Origin of the sequence: Halovenus amylolytica (assembly GCA_004015825.1) — an archaeon.
GTDB lineage: Archaea > Halobacteriota > Halobacteria > Halobacteriales > Haloarculaceae > Halovenus > Halovenus amylolytica.
On the sequence record SAYS01000013.1, the window covers coordinates 23770 to 40773 of the forward strand.

The 17004-nt window shown below is 57.1% G+C and carries 16 protein-coding genes; 10 read left to right on the forward strand and 6 right to left on the reverse strand.

Annotated elements, in window-relative coordinates; all coding sequences use genetic code 11:
- The first annotated feature begins 11 nt into the window (after positions 1–11).
- The 4 genes from EOW68_RS10760 (at position 12) to EOW68_RS10775 (ending at position 3488) form a co-directional block, all read left to right on the forward strand.
- Positions 12–1025: an NAD(P)/FAD-dependent oxidoreductase gene (locus EOW68_RS10760; protein ID WP_128225168.1), complete on the forward strand. Its 1014-nt coding sequence runs from the start codon at positions 12–14 to the stop codon at positions 1023–1025.
- A gap of 111 nt (positions 1026–1136) precedes the next feature.
- Positions 1137–2564, forward strand: coding sequence for a dihydrolipoyl dehydrogenase (locus tag EOW68_RS10765; RefSeq protein ID WP_128225169.1), 1428 nt, complete (start codon positions 1137–1139; stop codon positions 2562–2564).
- A 97-nt stretch (positions 2565–2661) separates the two neighbouring features.
- The gene (locus EOW68_RS10770; RefSeq protein WP_128225170.1) at positions 2662–2967 is read left to right on the forward strand and encodes a putative quinol monooxygenase; all 306 of its coding nucleotides are present in this window, start codon (positions 2662–2664) and stop codon (positions 2965–2967) included.
- A gap of 164 nt (positions 2968–3131) precedes the next feature.
- Positions 3132–3488, forward strand: coding sequence for a DsrE family protein (locus EOW68_RS10775; protein WP_128225171.1), 357 nt, complete (start codon positions 3132–3134; stop codon positions 3486–3488).
- Between the two features lie 217 nt (positions 3489–3705).
- Here EOW68_RS10775 and EOW68_RS10780 read toward each other — a convergent pair whose 3' ends face one another.
- The gene (locus EOW68_RS10780; RefSeq protein WP_128225172.1) at positions 3706–4833 is read right to left on the reverse strand and encodes an AI-2E family transporter; all 1128 of its coding nucleotides are present in this window, start codon (positions 4831–4833) and stop codon (positions 3706–3708) included.
- 216 nt (positions 4834–5049) lie between these two features.
- Here EOW68_RS10780 and sp36 point away from each other — a divergent pair, with 216 nt between their 5' ends.
- Both sp36 and EOW68_RS10790 read left to right on the forward strand, forming a co-directional pair.
- Positions 5050–5250 carry a Sp36 family protein gene (sp36, locus tag EOW68_RS10785; protein WP_128225173.1) on the forward strand — a complete coding sequence of 67 codons (201 nt, stop codon included), beginning with the start codon at positions 5050–5052 and terminating at the stop codon, positions 5248–5250.
- Positions 5247–6251 (forward strand): DUF7972 family membrane protein, encoded by a 1005-nt coding sequence (locus EOW68_RS10790; protein ID WP_128225174.1) that lies wholly within the window; start codon positions 5247–5249, stop codon positions 6249–6251. The genes sp36 and EOW68_RS10790 overlap by 4 nt, the downstream gene beginning before the upstream one ends.
- Positions 6252–6268: 17 nt before the next feature.
- On the opposite strand, the gene EOW68_RS10795 is transcribed toward EOW68_RS10790, so the two are convergent.
- Positions 6269–6667, reverse strand: a complete 399-nt coding sequence (locus tag EOW68_RS10795) for a DUF4112 domain-containing protein (RefSeq protein WP_128225175.1) — start codon at positions 6665–6667, stop codon at positions 6269–6271.
- Between the two features lie 442 nt (positions 6668–7109).
- Here EOW68_RS10795 and EOW68_RS10800 point away from each other — a divergent pair, with 442 nt between their 5' ends.
- The 3 genes from EOW68_RS10800 (at position 7110) to EOW68_RS10810 (ending at position 8752) form a co-directional block, all read left to right on the forward strand.
- On the forward strand, positions 7110–7880 hold the full coding sequence (locus tag EOW68_RS10800; RefSeq protein WP_128225176.1) for a pirin family protein: 771 nt from the start codon (positions 7110–7112) through the stop codon (positions 7878–7880).
- A 180-nt stretch (positions 7881–8060) separates the two neighbouring features.
- Positions 8061–8324 carry a hypothetical protein gene (locus EOW68_RS10805; RefSeq protein WP_128225177.1) on the forward strand — a complete coding sequence of 88 codons (264 nt, stop codon included), beginning with the start codon at positions 8061–8063 and terminating at the stop codon, positions 8322–8324.
- Positions 8321–8752, forward strand: coding sequence for a DUF7124 domain-containing protein (locus EOW68_RS10810; RefSeq protein ID WP_128225178.1), 432 nt, complete (start codon positions 8321–8323; stop codon positions 8750–8752). Before EOW68_RS10805 ends, EOW68_RS10810 begins: the two co-directional genes overlap by 4 nt.
- A 130-nt stretch (positions 8753–8882) precedes the next feature.
- On the opposite strand, the gene EOW68_RS10815 is transcribed toward EOW68_RS10810, so the two are convergent.
- On the reverse strand, positions 8883–9344 hold the full coding sequence (locus EOW68_RS10815) for a DUF4112 domain-containing protein (RefSeq protein WP_128225179.1): 462 nt from the start codon (positions 9342–9344) through the stop codon (positions 8883–8885).
- Between the two features lie 272 nt (positions 9345–9616).
- On the opposite strand from EOW68_RS10815, the gene EOW68_RS10820 reads away from it, so the two are divergent.
- Positions 9617–10102 (forward strand): hypothetical protein, encoded by a 486-nt coding sequence (locus EOW68_RS10820; protein ID WP_128225180.1) that lies wholly within the window; start codon positions 9617–9619, stop codon positions 10100–10102.
- A 62-nt stretch (positions 10103–10164) separates the two neighbouring features.
- Here EOW68_RS10820 and EOW68_RS10825 read toward each other — a convergent pair whose 3' ends face one another.
- From EOW68_RS10825 to EOW68_RS10835, 3 genes are read right to left on the reverse strand one after another with little or no spacing between them, the layout of a single operon-like run.
- Positions 10165–11253 (reverse strand): sensor histidine kinase, encoded by a 1089-nt coding sequence (locus EOW68_RS10825; protein ID WP_128225181.1) that lies wholly within the window; start codon positions 11251–11253, stop codon positions 10165–10167.
- Positions 11250–11693 carry a response regulator gene (locus EOW68_RS10830; RefSeq protein ID WP_128225182.1) on the reverse strand — a complete coding sequence of 148 codons (444 nt, stop codon included), beginning with the start codon at positions 11691–11693 and terminating at the stop codon, positions 11250–11252. The genes EOW68_RS10825 and EOW68_RS10830 overlap by 4 nt, the downstream gene beginning before the upstream one ends.
- Positions 11683–16854 (reverse strand): PAS domain S-box protein, encoded by a 5172-nt coding sequence (locus EOW68_RS10835; RefSeq protein WP_128225183.1) that lies wholly within the window; start codon positions 16852–16854, stop codon positions 11683–11685. The genes EOW68_RS10830 and EOW68_RS10835 overlap by 11 nt, the downstream gene beginning before the upstream one ends.
- Positions 16855–17004: the final 150 nt, after the last annotated feature.

The window sequence follows — 17004 nt, forward strand, 5'->3', positions numbered from 1 at the left end:
ACTGAACAACTATGACAGAAGATGTCACAGAGTACGAAGTTGTCGTGGTCGGCGGTGGCCCGGCGGGAATGACTGCTGCACTGTACAGTACCCGTCTCGGACACCAGACTGCAGTTGTCACGCGTGGGGGCGGTCGCGCAGCGATGATGCAGGAGGTCCACAATGTCCTGGGTATTCGCGAGGAGACAACCGGCGGCGAGTATCTCTCGATCGGGCAGGAACAACTCGAAGAGTACGGCTGTGATATCCACCGTGATATGGTCTCCTCGTGTTCCAGTGACGGTGACCGGATCACGCTGTCGGGCAACAGCGGTGAATACTCGGCGGAGATGGTCGTGCTCGCGACGGGCTTCAACGATGTTCGACCTGATCCACCGCTGCCCCGAACCGGACGTGGACTCCACTACTGCCTGCATTGCGATGCCCACATGTTCGTCGACCAGTCGGTGTACGTGATGGGACACAGCGAGAGCACGGCCCACGTCGCAGGTATCATGTTGAATTTCACCGACGAGGTGGATATTCTCCTGCGAGGCGACGAACCGGACTGGAGCGAGGAAACAGCCGGGATGATCGAACGCCACCCGATTGACGTCGTCGACGAGGACGTGACGGGCGTTCAGAACGGCGAGGACGGCTGGCTCGAGGCCCTGGAGTTCGAAGATGGCAGTGTACGAGAGTACAAGGGTGGGTTTGCGATGTACGGCGCGGAGTACAACAATGGACTCGCGAAAGAACTCGGCTGTGAGATAAACGAGGATGGCACAATCGACGTCGGTGACCACGGAAAGACATCGGTCGACAACGTCTACGCTGTCGGGGACTGTACGGCCGGACACAATCAGATCCCTGTCGCACTCGGCCAGGGTGCGAAGGCAGGTATCGATATCCACTTCTCGCTCCGTGATTTCCCACGGGATCCGGAACTGCTCGACGAGCAGGGGCCAGTTCGGTCCGACGAGGTGCCCGGCATTCCGGACGAACTGCTCGAACAGGCCGTCGACTTCCACACCTATGGGAAGTAACCCAATTTGTCGATGAATTCTGCACGGACTGGACGAACTGACCGAGAGTGAATCGAACCACGAACTTCACTGATGAGCAGTCTACTTTAGGATGGGACGAGAACAAACCATATGGAAGAATTCGATTTTGTCGTCATCGGATCGGGCTCGGGTCTCGATGTTGCCAACGCCGCCGTCAATCAGGGCCAGTCCGTCGCGATAGTCGAGAAGGGGCCACTCGGGGGGACCTGTCTCAACCGTGGCTGTATCCCGTCGAAACTACTGTTGTATCACGCCGACGTGCTCGAAACGATCGAGCGCGCCGGTGAGTTCCACATCGATGCCTCGGTAGACGATGTCGCATTCGACGAAATCGTCCGCGAGGTCAACGAGGAAGTCGAAGCTGATTCGGAGTCGATTCACAAGGGGCTTCGCTCCTCGTCACAGCACGAACTCTACGAGGGCGAGGGACGGTTCGTCGACGAGAAGACGATCGAGATAACCGATGGCGCTGACGAAGGCGAGCGTCTCAGGGGGGACACGGTTTTGATCGCGGCTGGCACTCGGCCATCGATCCCGCCCATCGATGGGATCGAACAGACAGAGTACATGACGAGTACCGAGGCGCTCCAGCTGGAGACGCCACCGGAACATCTCGTTATCATCGGTGGCGGGTACATCGCAGCAGAACTGGCTCATTTCTTCGGAACCTTCGGCTCTGACGTGACGATCATCGGTCGACGGCCGAATCTGTTACCGGACGCCGACGAGGAAGTCGCCGAGGCGTTCACCGAGCGATATGCGGAGCGGTTTACGGTCCACACTGGACACGCTGCCACAGCCGTGTCCCAGTCCGACGGAACAGTGACTGTCGAGGCCCAGCCGTACGAATACGGCGACGATGGTGGCTCGACTGTCGGGGACCCGATCACTGTCACGGGTGACGAACTCCTCGTGGCAGCCGGACGACGACCGAACTCGGATACACTCGATCTCGACGCCACGGGCGTCGAAACCGACGACCAGGGATTCATCGAGACGGACGAGTATCTGCAGACCACAGCGGACGATATCTGGGCACTCGGCGACATCGTCGGTGAGTATCTGCTGAAACACAGCGCGAACCACGAGGCACAGACCGTCGCTCGGAATATATTCGGTGAGGATCCTCAGCCAGTCGACTATACGGCGATGCCCTTTGCGGTTTTTGCCGCCCCCGAAGTCGCCGGCGTCGGCGCACGCGAAGAAGAACTCGAAGATGCGGGACGGGAGTATGCAACCCGGACCTACCAGTACGATCAGACAGCACGAGGGAGTGCGATGAAAACAGACGGCTTTCTGAAGGCGATCATCGACCTGGATGGGGAGATTCTGGGCTGTCACATCATCGGACCGGATGCCTCGACACTCATTCAGGAGGTTGTCGTGGCGATGAAAGCGGGATCGGGGACTGTCAAAGATATACGGGAATCGATCCACATCCACCCCGCACTGTCCGAAGTCGTCCAGCGTGGGTTCTCCGGACAGTTCAGCCGCGGAGGCAGCGGCCACTCACACTGACGACGATGGTGTGCTGGTCTTTCAGACGGCTGTCTGGCATACCCTGTACACTTCCACGATAGGTATATGAACAACTCAACTGTTGTTCCTTATAGCGATGTTAGTAATTCACGCGACCTTCCCGGTCGATCCGGATCGACGCGAGGACGCCATCGATCTGGTGCGAGAACTGGCAGAGAACTCACGGGACGAGGACGGGATTATCGACTATCAGGTCGCCACAGATATCGACGACCCGAACCTGTTCAGATTCACCGAACAGTACGAAGACGAAGCGGCGTTCGGTGCCCACGCCGAAAGTGAACATTTCGGCGAGTTCGAGTCGGAACTCCCAGAGCTGCTCGCGGGGGAACCCGAGGTTACCCGGTTCGACGTGGATTCAGTGTCGGATGTCGAACTCTGATACCATCTCGAAGGGGCCGTCGTTTTCCGACGAACGCTGACGGTGTCGGAAGCTCTATTTGGCTCAGGATGGCCCACTGGGCGATATAAATATTCGTCGCGAGCGCATTCTGGTTGCAGTTACCCCCAGCAGGGTAGACCATAGCACTCGTATTATTGGATGCAATGACAAAAGCAGCAGTAATAATTCTCGCAGGGACAGAAGGCCACGAGAACGCCGGCTACCTCGTGAACGGCCTCGAGACAGCCAAAGAGTTCGCAGAGACAGAGGGAGACGAGCTAGAACTCATCTTCGACGGCGCTGGAACCGAGTGGATTCCGGAACTCGAAGACGAGGATAGCGACTACCACGAACTCTATCAGGCAGTTCGTGACGACACATCCGTCTGTGATTTCTGTGCCGGTGCGTTCGGTGTCGAGGACGCAGTCGCTGATTCGGGTCTCGTCACCCTGGACGACCACGATGGCCACCCGAGTGTCCGCTCGCTGGTCGCCGACGACTACGAGATCATCACGTTCTAGAAGGACAGTTCCGACAGCCAGACGTCGACCGTTGCGAAAGCCGACTGGAATTTTTCGAGCGTCAGTTCTCGCGGACGACGACGTTGCGAAGCTATTAGCCGGCGGCGTCGTATCAGAGTGTCCCCGATTCACTCCCGCCCTGCTCAGTGCTCGCTTCCGACGCTCTGTCGGAACACTCGTCGTTCACTGGAAGGGCGGGATTTTCTCGCGATCGTGTTCACTCCTCGCTGCCTGTGGTACCGTGGGGCTGTGGACCAGATTGGGTCTCATCGCCCGGTGTTGGCTCCACTCGACTCTCGCTCATCTCAGCCCCGTCACTGGCTGTTGTATCTTTGGTCGACGTCTCCTCGACATATTCACGCCGGTAGATATCGAGCACTGCACGTAGCGAGCCGATAATGACCGGGCCGAAGAAGATACCGATGAAGCCGACTACGTAAACACCACCCAGAATACCGAGAACGATAGCGCCGGGGTTGAGGCGATTTTCAGTGTGTCGTTCGATAATGAGCGGTCGAAGGAAGTCGTCACTGAAGCTGACCACAATCGCGCCATACACCAGAAGGGCACCACCGGCGACCGGCCGACCAACACTGAAAAGGTAGATCGCAGCTGGTCCCCAGACGAGAAACGAGCCGATGATCGGGAGAACAGCGAGAATGATCATCACCATCGTCCAGAAGATGGCGTTCGGGACACCGAGAACGATCAACCCCGCCCCTGCGACGGCACCCTGAATAACTGCAATGAGTACGTGGCTAAGAAGCACTGCCCAGACGACGTCGTGAAGTTCCCGCTGAAGGTCGTCCTGAATGTGACCCGGGAGAGGAACCGTCATCCGAAGCCAGTGGTTGAATTTGTCGCCATCCTTGAGGAAGTAGTAGAGTAAAAACAGCGTGAGGGCGATCCCGATCGAGAGATTCGTGATCGTTCCAAAGACGCCGAGCGCGCCGTTGAGAGTTCCGATACCGGTGTCCCGGATGACGTTGTCGATAGTTCCGAGGATATCGACTTCCTCGCCGGTCAGATCGAATATCCACGTTTCTACCTGTGTGAACGTGATATCGCCGCTGCGGACACGCCGAACGAATCGCGTCGTCTCGCGGATCACGATTCGTAGAAGCCACAGGACTGGCAGTATGATTGCGATGGCGCTACCGATGACTAGCCCGCCGGCCGTTATTCGGGGACCGAGCCTGCGCTCGTACCGTTGCTGGATCGGTCGGAGCGCGTATGCCAGAAGCACTGCGAGCAAAAAATACTCCAGAAACGGGAGTACAAGCAACACCGCAAGCACGAACAACGTACCGATAAGACCACCTATGATTCCTCGTGCTCGATCCATGTATCCTGTTGCCAGGCTCTTGCGTATAAATTGCTCGGGCTGTTGCTGGCTGCGAAAGAAGTTCTTTGGAATCCGAAATGAGAGAGAAAATAGCCACGTTTCGGAGGGACCACTGCGTGCTGCCCATCGCTTACTTTGTCGAAAGGTAATGGCTAACTGTGCACGACACTCGGTAAGTACTATCTGTTAAGGCGTTTGTAGCCCGTTTTTGGACCAATGTCCGAGTCGCACTCGACCCGGTGGGAGTACCGGACGTGTCGGCCGCCGCGGGACGAGACAAAAAAGGAGGCATTAGATCCAGAGGCCGAACTAAATCGGCATGGAACCGAGGGATGGGAACTTGTTGGGACGATCGACTACACAGGGGGCGGGACGAAGTATCTCGTCTTCAAACGACCAGCAGGTGAACGCACGTGACAGACCGGGGTGAGAATAGCCCAGACAACACGATGGGGGATCGCGCTGACGAAAACCGGTTCAAAATGTTTGTACTGATGGAAGTAAACCGTCTTGCGATCGCAGGCGGCCTCTGTCTCGTGGTCTTTTTTTGCTTTGTGTTCACGGTCACCATCCTGGAGCCATCGTTTGTCTATAAATTACGTGATGCTGATACGATCGAAACGATGTTTACGACGATGATTAGCGTCATTTTGACAGGGACGACACTGGTGGTTTCCATCGGGCAACTCGTCCTGACACAGGAAACTGGCCCACTCGGGGACCAGCGTGATCGGATGGCCAACGCGATGGATTTTCGAGATTTTACCACGGAGATTACTGGGAAGCCGGCTGCGACGAGTCCTGACGAGTTTCTGGGACAGTTAGTCGATGAGACGATCAGCCGGAGTATCGCCTTGCGTGACGGACTGGAAGCGACTGATGTCGAGGTACAGGAAAATATCAACGGATTCGTCGAGAGCATCCTGGAGAACGCCCGGGAGGTGAGCGAGCGACTAGACGGGAACGGGTTTGGCTCGTTCAACGTCATCTCTGCCTCGTTGAATTTCAACTACAGCTGGAAAATCGGCAGGATCGAGCGACTGGAAAGTGAGTACGAACAACAGTTCACCGATGTCGACGTCGACCGACTCGAAGAACTCAAAACAGTGCTGTCGATGTTCGGCCCTGCGCGGGAGCATATCAAGACGCTGTATTTCCAGTGGGCACTGATTTCGCTCTCCCAGATGATCCTCTATGCGGCTATTCCGGCCGTGATCGTTGCAGGCGTCATGGCCGCCGTCGTCAGCCCAGAGACCGTTTCGGGGACTCTCTACGGTGTCGAAGCAATTACCATCCTTGTGGGCGCTGCGTTCAGTGTGACACTGCTCCCGTTCCTTCTTTTCGTCTCCTATATTCTCCGAATTCTCACAGTGGCAAAGCGGACCCTGGCGATCGAACCACTGATTCTCCGTAGCTGATACTGGTACTGATAAAATTACAACTCTGCCTCGGCTTGCTCAAGATGCTTTTCGAGAAGCCTGACACTCCATTTGTTGTTCTTCCAGAAGGCGTCGAACACTGGTCCGATTACCGGGATAGAACCGACCGCGAAGTCCACTGCCAGCAATCCGAGCATCTTCGCGAGCACACTCGGGGGTGCATCTGCGAGGTAGCTCTCAGCAATGATGTACAGCGAAATGAGTGAGGAAACCGAATCACCCGCGACAGGCAAGATCCCCAGAATCGGATCGAGCCCGAACCGGATATTCGTCCCTGGAATACGGATAAAATCGTCGAGAACGGTGCTCACTGACCGGACACGCGACAGCGTGGGGTGTTCAAATTGCTCGGAGTGATCAGTCGAGGGACTGGTAGTTGTTCTGAAAAGATCCATCACTCTCGTATTGTCGCTAAAACCTGTTAGCTCTTTGGAACGAATGGGGTATACTGTTCAGAGGCGCTGATTTTTTACAGGACACGTTCACCGCTGTTGAAATCTTCGTAGCGGTCGACAGAGAGAGCAAGACCGTGTCGAGAGCAAGCGTCTTTCATACTGCCGGCTGTATATTCGTAAAGATATGCGCCACCCCGGGGGTGGCACAATTCTTCAGTTTCTTACAGCCGGCAGTATCAGTGAGTGCGAGCCATCGGTGAGAAACACGGTGTCGTCACCGTCGTATTTCTTGATCAACTGGTCGAGATACTGTTGGGCAAGAACGCTGTTTGTCGGTGGTCCAGACTGTGTCTGTAGCGATCAGTTGTTTCGAGATTACCTGTTAAAGTTAGAGCACAACCGCGCAGAACCAATATACCACCCGAGATCCTATGGCTACCAAATGGACGACTCCTCTGGGACACAGACACAGCCACGTATCTATACTGCGCCACGAACAGAGATATCCCAGAATCAGGGCAAATTCCGGATCCATTTCAACTTTCCTGGACGGGTACTACCGGACCACGACGACCATGGGTACGGGCCACTGGCGACTGTCGTCGAGTCCTTCATGGACCCTGGGACGCTGATCCGGATGCATCAGCATCGTAACGAGGAAATTATCTCGTGGGTGCCAGATGGAGTGATGCGTCACGAAGACCGACAGAACAATTCGCTCGTTACTGACCGTGACCACCTGATGGTGATGAATGCAGGGAGTGGCTTTTGGCACGCCGAGGAAACCTATGAAGACGATCCGCCGCTTCGGATGCTCCAGATTTTTGTCCGACCGCATACCCTGGATCTCGAACCTACCATCCAGCACGAACCAATTCCCGACTCGATGCCGAATACGTGGCGGCATCTGTTCGGCCCCGACGATAGTGACGCACCGCTGTTCGTCCGCAACGATGTCCACTTCTATGACTGTCAACTCGACGCCGGGAGGACCGTCAGGCTCCCGTCACATTCCGACTGGGACACATACGTCTACGTGTTCGAGGGCGCGGTGACAGCCGACGATGGAGCAGTAACTCTCGGGTACACTGAAAGCGGCCTCGTCACTGATGAGGGTGAAGTATCTCTGACCGCAAGCGAGGATTCGATTCTCGTCGCCTTCTGTGTCGATCCTGACGCGCAAATCACCCGCCAGGGAACGATCGGTCGGTGACCTTACCCGTTCTCGATGAATCCTCGCAGGTAGTATTTACACCTCCTGTCGGTTCGAGTCCTTTCATTTTGAGGATTCATGTTGATACCAGTCAGTGGTCGACAGGCGGAACAGGGCGTCTCTGCTAACTTGGGCTGTGAGTCCCCAAGGACAAGTACTGCTGATCACCTACTGCCGCCTATGAGTATGCGTCTCGGATTCGACGGTGAAGCATTGTTGTTGGAAGAGATCACCGAAGCAGTCTCGCACACAGATTGGGACGATCGCGTCGGTATGTATCGAGCACACCATCCAGACGACGATCACTGCTGGCTACAGGAGTACGGCCCCGGATGGGAGGACACGTTGGTCCGGGAGAACCTCGCTGACGGCGCGGTCGTCCAGTTGATCCTGGCGGCGAACGAGGCGGGTGACGCGCGTTGTGAACGCCTGACAGCCTCATGATCGCCGACAGCAACACCGACACCGGCGAGGTTACGCTCGCGTTTTCGCTCTCGGCTATCGAGCAACTCGAAGACCCGAACGCAGTCTTCGAGGATGCACAGACCTGGAGCTGGGCAATCGGTCTCATCGACGACGATACTGAACGAATCGAGCGGATCGTCGCCGAGTACGACCTCCGGCAAGATTACGACATGCAAGACCGAGACAAGTGGTTTGCTCTCGATGAGATATGCGAGACGACGCCGACGCCACGGCACGTCTACGTTGGGGCGAGTGACGAGGACATGCGGGTGTCAACCATGTTCGACTGGGAGTACGTTCGGGTTACCGAGGCGGCCGAGAAAGCTGGCTGGGCGGTCTCCGAGACTCGATCCGAACCGGGTCTCATCAGCCGTCTCCTGGCTCCGGTTCGAGACCTGTTCGAGTAACGACTTCGCCGGTGACGCGTATCGGGGGCAGTAAGCCTCACGAGGAGGTGACCGACGAATAGCAAGAGTGTGACGGTGTCCAAGCAGGTTGTGGACGCGCCCGACGGGCACGAAATATCAGCGAGTTCACTCAGTCCTCTGGTTCGACGGGGATGTCGATGCCGCCGTCTATCGTATCGCTGGATCTGTCCGGCTCTACCGCTTCGGCGAGATCCTCCAGGGCGAGTTCGACATTGCGCTTGTTCGCCTTCCAGAGCGCGTCGATCACAGTACCGACGTAGGGGATCGACCCACCCGCCACGTCGATGGTGATATTGGCGAGCATCTCAAGCAACGTCGTGAAAGAGACGCCGAGGTACGCTGACTCGGCGACGATGTACAGGGAGAAGGCTGCACTCACCACGTCACCAGCGACGGGGAGTGCGCCCAGTATCGGGTCGACACCAATTCGGAAGCCGACGCCGGGCACGCGCACACTCTCGTCGAGGATGTGTGCAACCGTCTCCATCCGCGTGAGCGCGGCTTTGTCGACGCTCTCCGGGAGTTCACCATCGTAGTCGACGTCGAAGCGAGATTCGAAGTCAGCGCACATGATAATTTTGTTACGTGTGGCTGACATAAAGCCTGCGTGGTGAACCGCCTCGGGGTCAAGCAAAGAGGCACTCGGCCTGCGCCGCCTGTAGAGATCGTCCCGCCGCTATCTGTTGGTCATCTTTAACGTAGTACAGAGCGATTCGGCTAGTTTGTTTCGCCGACCAAGCCGACAGAACGGGCAGAAATAGAACGGAGGTGCCGGGAAGAGTGCTGTCACGGAGTCTGTCTCGCGTGGCAACGGTCTTGAATCCAGAGTCCAAAACGGAAACAATGAGCGACGATAGAGTCACGCTCTCTGTAGCCGAACTGGCCGACTACTGTGGGACACAGGCCAGGTTCCTCGCGGGGCGCTCCGAGACGATCGGGAGGGAGACCGACGAGTTACTGGACGAGATCGACGAGGATATTGCAGAGATTCGCGAGCGATTGACGACGTATTCGGCGGGTCCTGACGCATCCGCTGCTTCACCACCGACTCCGAACAATACAGAGACTGATGAAGTCACACAGCTCGATGATTTGGAGACAGCACTTGAAGAGAAACAGGCAGTTGCCGAGGCTAAACGGGAGCGTATGGCCGCTTTCCAGGAGTTGTCCGAAGCATATGCTGAACTGGCAGTAGAACTCACCGAGAGTGCCGACGACGGGCAGGAGGCGCTCGAACGGGTCGTCCAGTTCGAACAGCGTCACGATGCGCCGGCATACTTCGACGACCAGCAGACACTCCTCGAAATCGTCGCAGATTCAAAGCGGTAATAAAAAACCATGAGAAACCCCACAGCTTTAGCCGTGGGTAGCAGAAAGATACCACAGACCGTTTAGTTCCGATACCTCTGCAGTTGGACGGTAAAGACACTCCCCTCCGGGTCGTTGTCGGTGAGAACGACGGTACCGTCGTACATGTCCACGAGTGTATCGACCAGATAGAGACCGATACCGCTGCCGGAACTTTCGAGTCCCATCTCACCGCGTCCGAAGATTTCGTCTTTCTGGCCGTCGAGAACACCGGGACCGTTGTCAGCGACGTCGACGGTCACGGTTTCCGCCAGAACCTCGACGTGGACAGTAATCTCCGGTTCCGGTTTGTCGTTGTGGGTCACTGCGTTGTTCAGCAGATTCCGGAATACCGACGAGAGCAGTTCTGTCGCTGCAACCTGTAGCCTTCCCTTGTGATTGACAGTCAGCGCAATCGTCACATCGTCGTGTGCCGACCGCGCCTTCTCGACTTCATTTATCAGGACACCCTCGAGATCGATCGGTCGCAGTTCCGGATCGCTGTTGCCCTCCAGAACGTCGAGGAAATCACCGACAGTCTCGGTAATGTTCGTGATATGCTTCCCAGCGTTGAGCATCCGATCGAGATACTCACTGCCATCGTCGTCGACGTGTGCCGTGAGCGTGTCCCCCCACGAGAGAATGACCGTGACGTCGTTTCGGATGTCGTGTCGAACGACCTGATTCAGCAGTGCCAGTTCGGTGTTCCGCTGCTGCAACTCCTGTTGCCGACGTTCCCGCTCTATGGCGTATCGAAGTGTCTGCCGAAGCAGGCGTGGTGAAAGGTCATCTTTGACCAGATAGTCCTGTGCGCCATGTTCGACGGCCTCGGCACCGACGCGTTCGTCGTCGAGCCCAGTCAGGACGACGACTGGTGTGCCATCACACACAGCAACCATCTCATCGAGTGTATCGAGTCCAGTGCTGTCCGGTAGCCCCAGATCCAGCAGGATAATGTCTATCTCGTCAAATGATGCAGTGACAGCTTCTTCAATCCTGTCGGACCGTTCGATTACTGGACCGTCGGTATCGGTATCCGACCAGGGTTGTTCTGTCATGTATTCTTCGATAAGCCGTGCATCGCTCGGATTGTCCTCCACGAGGAGGACACTTGTCAGGTCTGTCTCAGTCATCTGTCGTATGTGGTATTGGTGATCCAGAAATCGACGACGGAGTCGACCATCTGGATGTATTTGTCGGGGTCGGCAGGTTTCATCACGTAGGCATTTGCCGCCGCATCATAGGCCTGTTTGATGTCGGCACTGTTGTCGGAACTGGATACAACAACGACGGGCACCTCCCGAAAGGCGGTCTCTGCCCGTATCGCGGTGAGCACCTCGAAGCCCGAGTTGTCCGGGAGGTTCAGATCCAGGAGGACCAGATCCGGGTGTCGCTCGTCCGGTTCGACTCCTGTGAGTTGGTCGATCGCCCGGCGCCCGTTGTTGATAACCTGTAAATCGATCTCCGTGCCAGCCGCGTCGATCCCTTCTTCGACCAACCGGACATCTGCTGGGTTATCCTCGATGGTATACACCTGGGGCCTCGCAACCCCGGAGGTCGGATCACTGTTCACTGCGTTCACCTTCGGGAACCGTCACTATGAATGTTGAACCCTTGCCTGGCTCGGATTCGACCGCGATCTCGCCGTCGTGTCGTTCGACGATCTTCCGACAGAGTGAGAGTCCGATCCCGGTGCCGTCGAACTCTTCGCGGGTGTGCAACCGCTGGAAGACGTCGAATATGGTGTCGATCTGGTCGGACTCCATTCCGATACCGTTGTCCGTCACTTCGAACGAGACCAGCCCATCGTGAGCGGTTGCCGATATCTCGATGTGTGGCGTCGTCTCGTTGTACTTGATACCGTTTTCGATCAGGTTCTGGAACAGCTGAACGAGCTGGCTTTGATCCCCGCTGATCGTCGTCTCTCCATCTGGCGTCGAGACCGTGGCGCCACTCTCTTCGATGGTCATTGCGAGATTCTCTGTGACACGCTCGAAAACAGTCGAAGCCTCGATTGACTCGAACTGGCGCCCGCGGGTATCGACACGGGAGTACGCCAGCAACGCCTGGATCATCTCGCGCATCCGGTCTGCGCCGTCGACCGCGAAGTCGATGAACTCGGTGGCGTCCTCGTCGAGTTCGTCGCCGTACCGGCGCTCCAGCAGGGTCAGATAGCTAGACACTGTTCTGAGCGGCTCCTGCAGGTCGTGGGATGCTGCGTACGCGAACTGTTCGAGCTCTTCGTTCGACTGTTTGAGTTTTCGCTGTGTCTTCCGGAGCGTCTGTTCGCGCCGTGCGCGGGTCACTGCCGATTCGACTGTCGCCGACAGCACCTCCAGCAAGTTCAGATCAGTTTCAGAGAATGCCTGGGGCTCTGTCGAGCTTGCGATAATAACACCGTACTCGCCCATCGGGACGGCCACTTCCGAACGTAACGCCGTTGCGTCGTTGTACCGCTCAGGCACAGTTTGCAGGTCGTCGTAGACCTGGGCTGTCCCCTCCTCGAAGGCGTCCCATGCGATCGATCCTCCGCGTTCGAATGTTGGCTGTTCACCGACGATGGCAGTTGCCTCGTCTGACTGTTGTTCGGGAACGAGCGCATCCGCCTCCTCGTCGTACCACCAGATTCCGGTCACCTGCATCCCGAGGATTGATTTGGCGCTCTTCGTGGTGAGTGCTGCAACATCTGCTCTTGTCGGGGCTGTCATGAGTCGTTGTGCCGTGTCGTTTATCTCCTGCAGTTTCCGCTCGAAGGAGTCGGTGGTCAGTTCGTAACTGATCCACTGGACGAGCAGTTCGACGAACGCTTTCTCGGTATCGTCGAAGGCGTGGGAACGGTCGGCGTGATCGGCGAAACAGAGTGTGCCGTACTGGTCTCCGTCGACGACCACTGTCCCGCCGATATAACAGCCCAGATCGAACCGTTCGTAGGCCGAGTCGTCTGCCCACCCTTCCGCGACGGCGTCGCTGATGTCAAGGACATCGTCTTGCTGGAGGGTTTTGCGGCAGTACGACTCCGACTTGGGCGCTGTTTCCCCCGGCTGGAGCTGTGGATGGTCGCCGACGGCCTGGACGACGTGTTGTGTGTCCTGCTCGACTCGGTTGAGGAAGCCGAAGGAAACTCCTAACCGTTCGGTTCCGAGTTCGAGCAGCCTCGAGAGTTTCTCCTCGAAGCCCTGGTCTGTGTCCGACGCAATCTCGGTGAGTTGTCGGAGCGACCGTTCGCTGTCTCGAAGCGACTGTTCGAGACGTTTCTGCTCCGTGATATCGATGAGATACCCCAGGTAGTGAGTTATCTCACCCTCGTCCCTGATGATTTTCGTGTTGTCCGTGACCCACCGTATCTCCCCGGCGTTGGTCACCATCCGGTATGGTTCGTGGCTGAACCGCTCGGTCGTTTCGTCTGTCTGGTTCTCGACCTCGCTCGACACGCGGTCGAAATCCTCATCGTGGATCAAGTCGGTGTACGGGACCGCCCCGGACTGGAGCTGTTCGGGTGTATAGCCGAAGGTTTCGGTGACGTTCCCGGAGACGTACTCCACGGGCCATCCCTCCTCGTTTGCCCACTTGAAGACGACAGCAGGTCCCTGTGCGAACATATCACGTTCTTCTTCGAGAAATAGCTCCGATTCTTTCTGGTCGGTGATATCGAGGTGGATGCCGACTGCACGTATCGGGGTACCATCGTCGTCACGGTCGACGACTCTTCCAACGTCTCTGATCCACTTCCAGTCGCCGCTTTTGGTCTGCATCCGGTGTTCACAGTCGTACAGCTCGCGTTCGCCAGTGATGTGAGTCTCCAGGCGTTCCTCGACGTAGGCCATATCTGCCGGGTGAACGCGCTCTTCCCACGTTTCGAGGGTCGGTTCGAGTTCGTCAAGTGAGAACCCGAGCATCGACGCCCACTGGTCGTTGAACGTCACGTGGTCCGTCGACATATTCCAGTCCCAGATACCGATCTGGCCGCCTTCGACAGCCAGATCGAGGCGTTCTTTCAGCTCACGGAGTTCTTCTTCTCGCTCTCTCCGCGAACTTATATCACGTGAGACAGCGATAAACCGGTCTTTTCCGCCGACCTCTACCCGGTTGACCCAGACCTCGACCGGAAACACCTCGCCGTTCTGTCGTCGGTGTTCCCCCTCGACTTTCAATGTCTCATCTGCGGTTATGTCGGACCATATCGATGTGAGTTCTGACTGTGTAATGCCGACTTCGAACTCCGAGACGTTCATCGAGAGCAGTGTCTGGCGGTCGACACCGAGATTCTCGGTCATCGTGTCGTTCGCATCGATCACATCGCCTTCCTCGTCGTGGATGACGACGCCATCCGGTGACTGATCGAACAGTGCCCGGATACGTGTCCGCTGGCGTGCCAGTTCCCGTTCGCGATCTTTCTGCTCGGTAATATCACGGTTCGTACAGATCAGTTCCCCGCTGTCAAGTAGCGAGAGTCCCAGATCCTGGAGAACACTGGTCCCGTCACGTTTCCGACCGAGTGCTTCCCCACGCCACTCACCATCCTCGGCAAGCGAGGGAAATACCTCCCGCTCGAGCCGTTCTATCTCGGTCTCGTCGTATAGACCTCGCCACTCGTGACCCATGAGTTCCGTGGGGTCGTACTCGAAGATGTCAGCGTGGGCCTGGTTCATGTAGACGTACTCGTCGCCGTCGAGAATCGCGATGCCGTCCATCGCAACCTCCATCGCTTCAGACTGGAGTTCGAGTTCTGATTCGCGCTCCTTGCGATCCGTGATATCGGAGAGAATACCGACCAGGCGGTCGCTGCCGTCGGTGCGCTCGCGCAGTTCAGCCCGTGCTTCGACCCAGATCTCCACGCCGTCGTCCCGCTGGATCCGGTACTCGATCTGGATCGAGTCGGTGCGCTTACCGACCCGATCGAGTGCCTCCTCAACTGCGGCGAGATCGTCGGAATGTACTCGATCGGCAAACGCGTCGAAAGTTCCCTCGAAGGAGTCTTCTTCGGTGCCAAGTAGCTGTTCCATCGAACCGGTCCAGATCACCTCGTCTGTGTCGAGATTTAACTCCCAGATCGCTGTGTTTGTCCCCTCCAGAGCGAACATGAGTCGCTGTGTAGCCGCTTCGAGTTCTTGCTCGCGCTGTTTGCGTTCCGTGATATCTGTCGCGACACCCAGAACGGCCTCTGTCTCGTGGTCGACCGGGTCGTACGGAACCTTTGTCGTCTGTACGGTGAGTTGCTCTCCGGCCGCGGTCGTCAGTGGCTCCTCGGGTATCTCCTTCGGTTCGCCGGAGTCGATAACTGCGAGATCGTCTTCACGGAACTGCCTGACTTCTTCTTCTGATTCGGCGAAATCAGCATCCATCGCTCCTTCGAGTTCGTCGACGGTAGTGCCGTAGGCATCTGCAAGCGCCTGGTTTGCCAGGATATACTCGCCGTGTCGATCCTTCGAGAACACGAGCTGTGGGAGTATATCGATGATCTGGCGCAGTCGCTTCCGGTTTGCTGTCGCACGCGTTCTGCTCTGCTGTTGGCCAAGCTCTTTACCGACCCACTGTGCGAGGACGCGCACCAACGTTTGTTCACTCTCTGTAAACGCCTGTTCGCGGGGCTGGCTACCGGAGAAATGCAACGTTCCGTAGCGCTCGCCGTCCACGACGACCGGCACACCGATAAACGACCGAAGTTCTCGCTGGTCGTAGACTGGATGCTCCACGCTCTCCGTGTCGCTAGCATCCGCCCTCGCCAGTGGGTCCGTCCCGTCAGGGATGAGAGGAGAATCCGACTCGCGGAGTTCGAACTGGTCGCCTGACTGGACTGTTTCGTCCCGCCCGACAGCGTGATCGACAGTGTACACGTCGGCTTCGATGCTCGCTAGAAGCCCGCCATCGAGACCCAGCTGGTGGCGTCCAAGTTCGAGCAGCTGTTCGATCTGTTCGTCGAACGAGCGTTCCTCGTCAGTCGTTATCTCGTGAACGCTCCGGAGGGTATTGTTGTGTGCCTCGATCTCCTGTTCGTACTGGACTCGTCTGCTGATATCTCTGATCGACGCGAGAAACGCAAACGCCTCGCCATCGGAGCCGATCGGAGTGCCGAGCGTCTCGCCATCGAAGGTCGTACCATCGGCTCGCTCGTACTCGACAATGTAAGTCTCGTCCCCTTGGAGTGTTCGCTCGTTGAACCGCTTCTCGCCCTCTCGCTGGTAGTCGACGGAGTCTGCGTAGAGTTGCCGGGATTTCTCCCCAATGACCTCGCTGGCATCGTAGCCAAACAGTCGTTCGGCGGCGGGGTTGAAATCCGTAATTCGGCGGTCAGTATCGGTAACGACCAGTGCGTCTTCTGTCTCATCGAACACCGTTTCGAACAGCCGTCGTTGTCGCTGTAATTCGAGTGTCTCCCCCCGCTTTTCGGTTTTATCGTAGAAACACGCCGTCACACCGTCGTCCGAGGGATAGATCCCAACGTTGAACCACCGATCTGTCCGATCGTTGTGACTCTCGAACCGGACAGGGGTCTCTGTCTCCACTGCTTCACGCAGTTTGTCACTGATAGCTCGGTCCTCGAACTCCGGCACGGCCTCCCAGACAACCTCGCCGAGGAGATCGTCAGGTACGCGATCCAGAAGCGTTGCTGCCCGGTCGTTGACGAACGTGAACTGCCACTCGTCATCGAATGCACACACTGCTTCGTCAATCCGTTTCAGCGCGTTCGCTGATGACCGGTTCCCCAGCGAATGTCCGCTGGCGTCTGTACTCATGCACACCTCGACAGTACAGGGAAGCCGTGAGTCGCAGGCACAGACTCTTCGGGAGTTCGACCGAAAATACGATGATCCGAGATCAACGGGCTAGATAACGCCCTGACTGTGGTCAATCTACGTTCCACCCAATAATTTGATCCCAGCACA

Bases quoted from the DNA above. Each gene is read 5' to 3' on its own strand.
- EOW68_RS10805 (WP_128225177.1), top strand. From the start codon at position 8,061: ATGAGTATGCGTCTCGGATTCGACGGTGAAGCATTGTTGTTGGAAGAG.
- EOW68_RS10780 (WP_128225172.1), bottom strand. From the start codon at position 4,833: ATGGATCGAGCACGAGGAATCATAGGTGGTCTTATCGGTACGTTGTTC.
- EOW68_RS10825 (WP_128225181.1), bottom strand. From the start codon at position 11,253: ATGACTGAGACAGACCTGACAAGTGTCCTCCTCGTGGAGGACAATCCG.
- EOW68_RS10765 (WP_128225169.1), top strand. From the start codon at position 1,137: ATGGAAGAATTCGATTTTGTCGTCATCGGATCGGGCTCGGGTCTCGAT.
- EOW68_RS10835 (WP_128225183.1), bottom strand. From the start codon at position 16,854: ATGAGTACAGACGCCAGCGGACATTCGCTGGGGAACCGGTCATCAGCG.
- sp36 (WP_128225173.1), top strand. From the start codon at position 5,050: ATGTCCGAGTCGCACTCGACCCGGTGGGAGTACCGGACGTGTCGGCCG.
- EOW68_RS10760 (WP_128225168.1), top strand. From the start codon at position 12: ATGACAGAAGATGTCACAGAGTACGAAGTTGTCGTGGTCGGCGGTGGC.
- EOW68_RS10815 (WP_128225179.1), bottom strand. From the start codon at position 9,344: ATGTGCGCTGACTTCGAATCTCGCTTCGACGTCGACTACGATGGTGAA.
- EOW68_RS10795 (WP_128225175.1), bottom strand. From the start codon at position 6,667: ATGGATCTTTTCAGAACAACTACCAGTCCCTCGACTGATCACTCCGAG.
- EOW68_RS10800 (WP_128225176.1), top strand. From the start codon at position 7,110: ATGGACGACTCCTCTGGGACACAGACACAGCCACGTATCTATACTGCG.
- EOW68_RS10820 (WP_128225180.1), top strand. From the start codon at position 9,617: ATGAGCGACGATAGAGTCACGCTCTCTGTAGCCGAACTGGCCGACTAC.
- EOW68_RS10810 (WP_128225178.1), top strand. From the start codon at position 8,321: ATGATCGCCGACAGCAACACCGACACCGGCGAGGTTACGCTCGCGTTT.
- EOW68_RS10770 (WP_128225170.1), top strand. From the start codon at position 2,662: ATGTTAGTAATTCACGCGACCTTCCCGGTCGATCCGGATCGACGCGAG.
- EOW68_RS10775 (WP_128225171.1), top strand. From the start codon at position 3,132: ATGACAAAAGCAGCAGTAATAATTCTCGCAGGGACAGAAGGCCACGAG.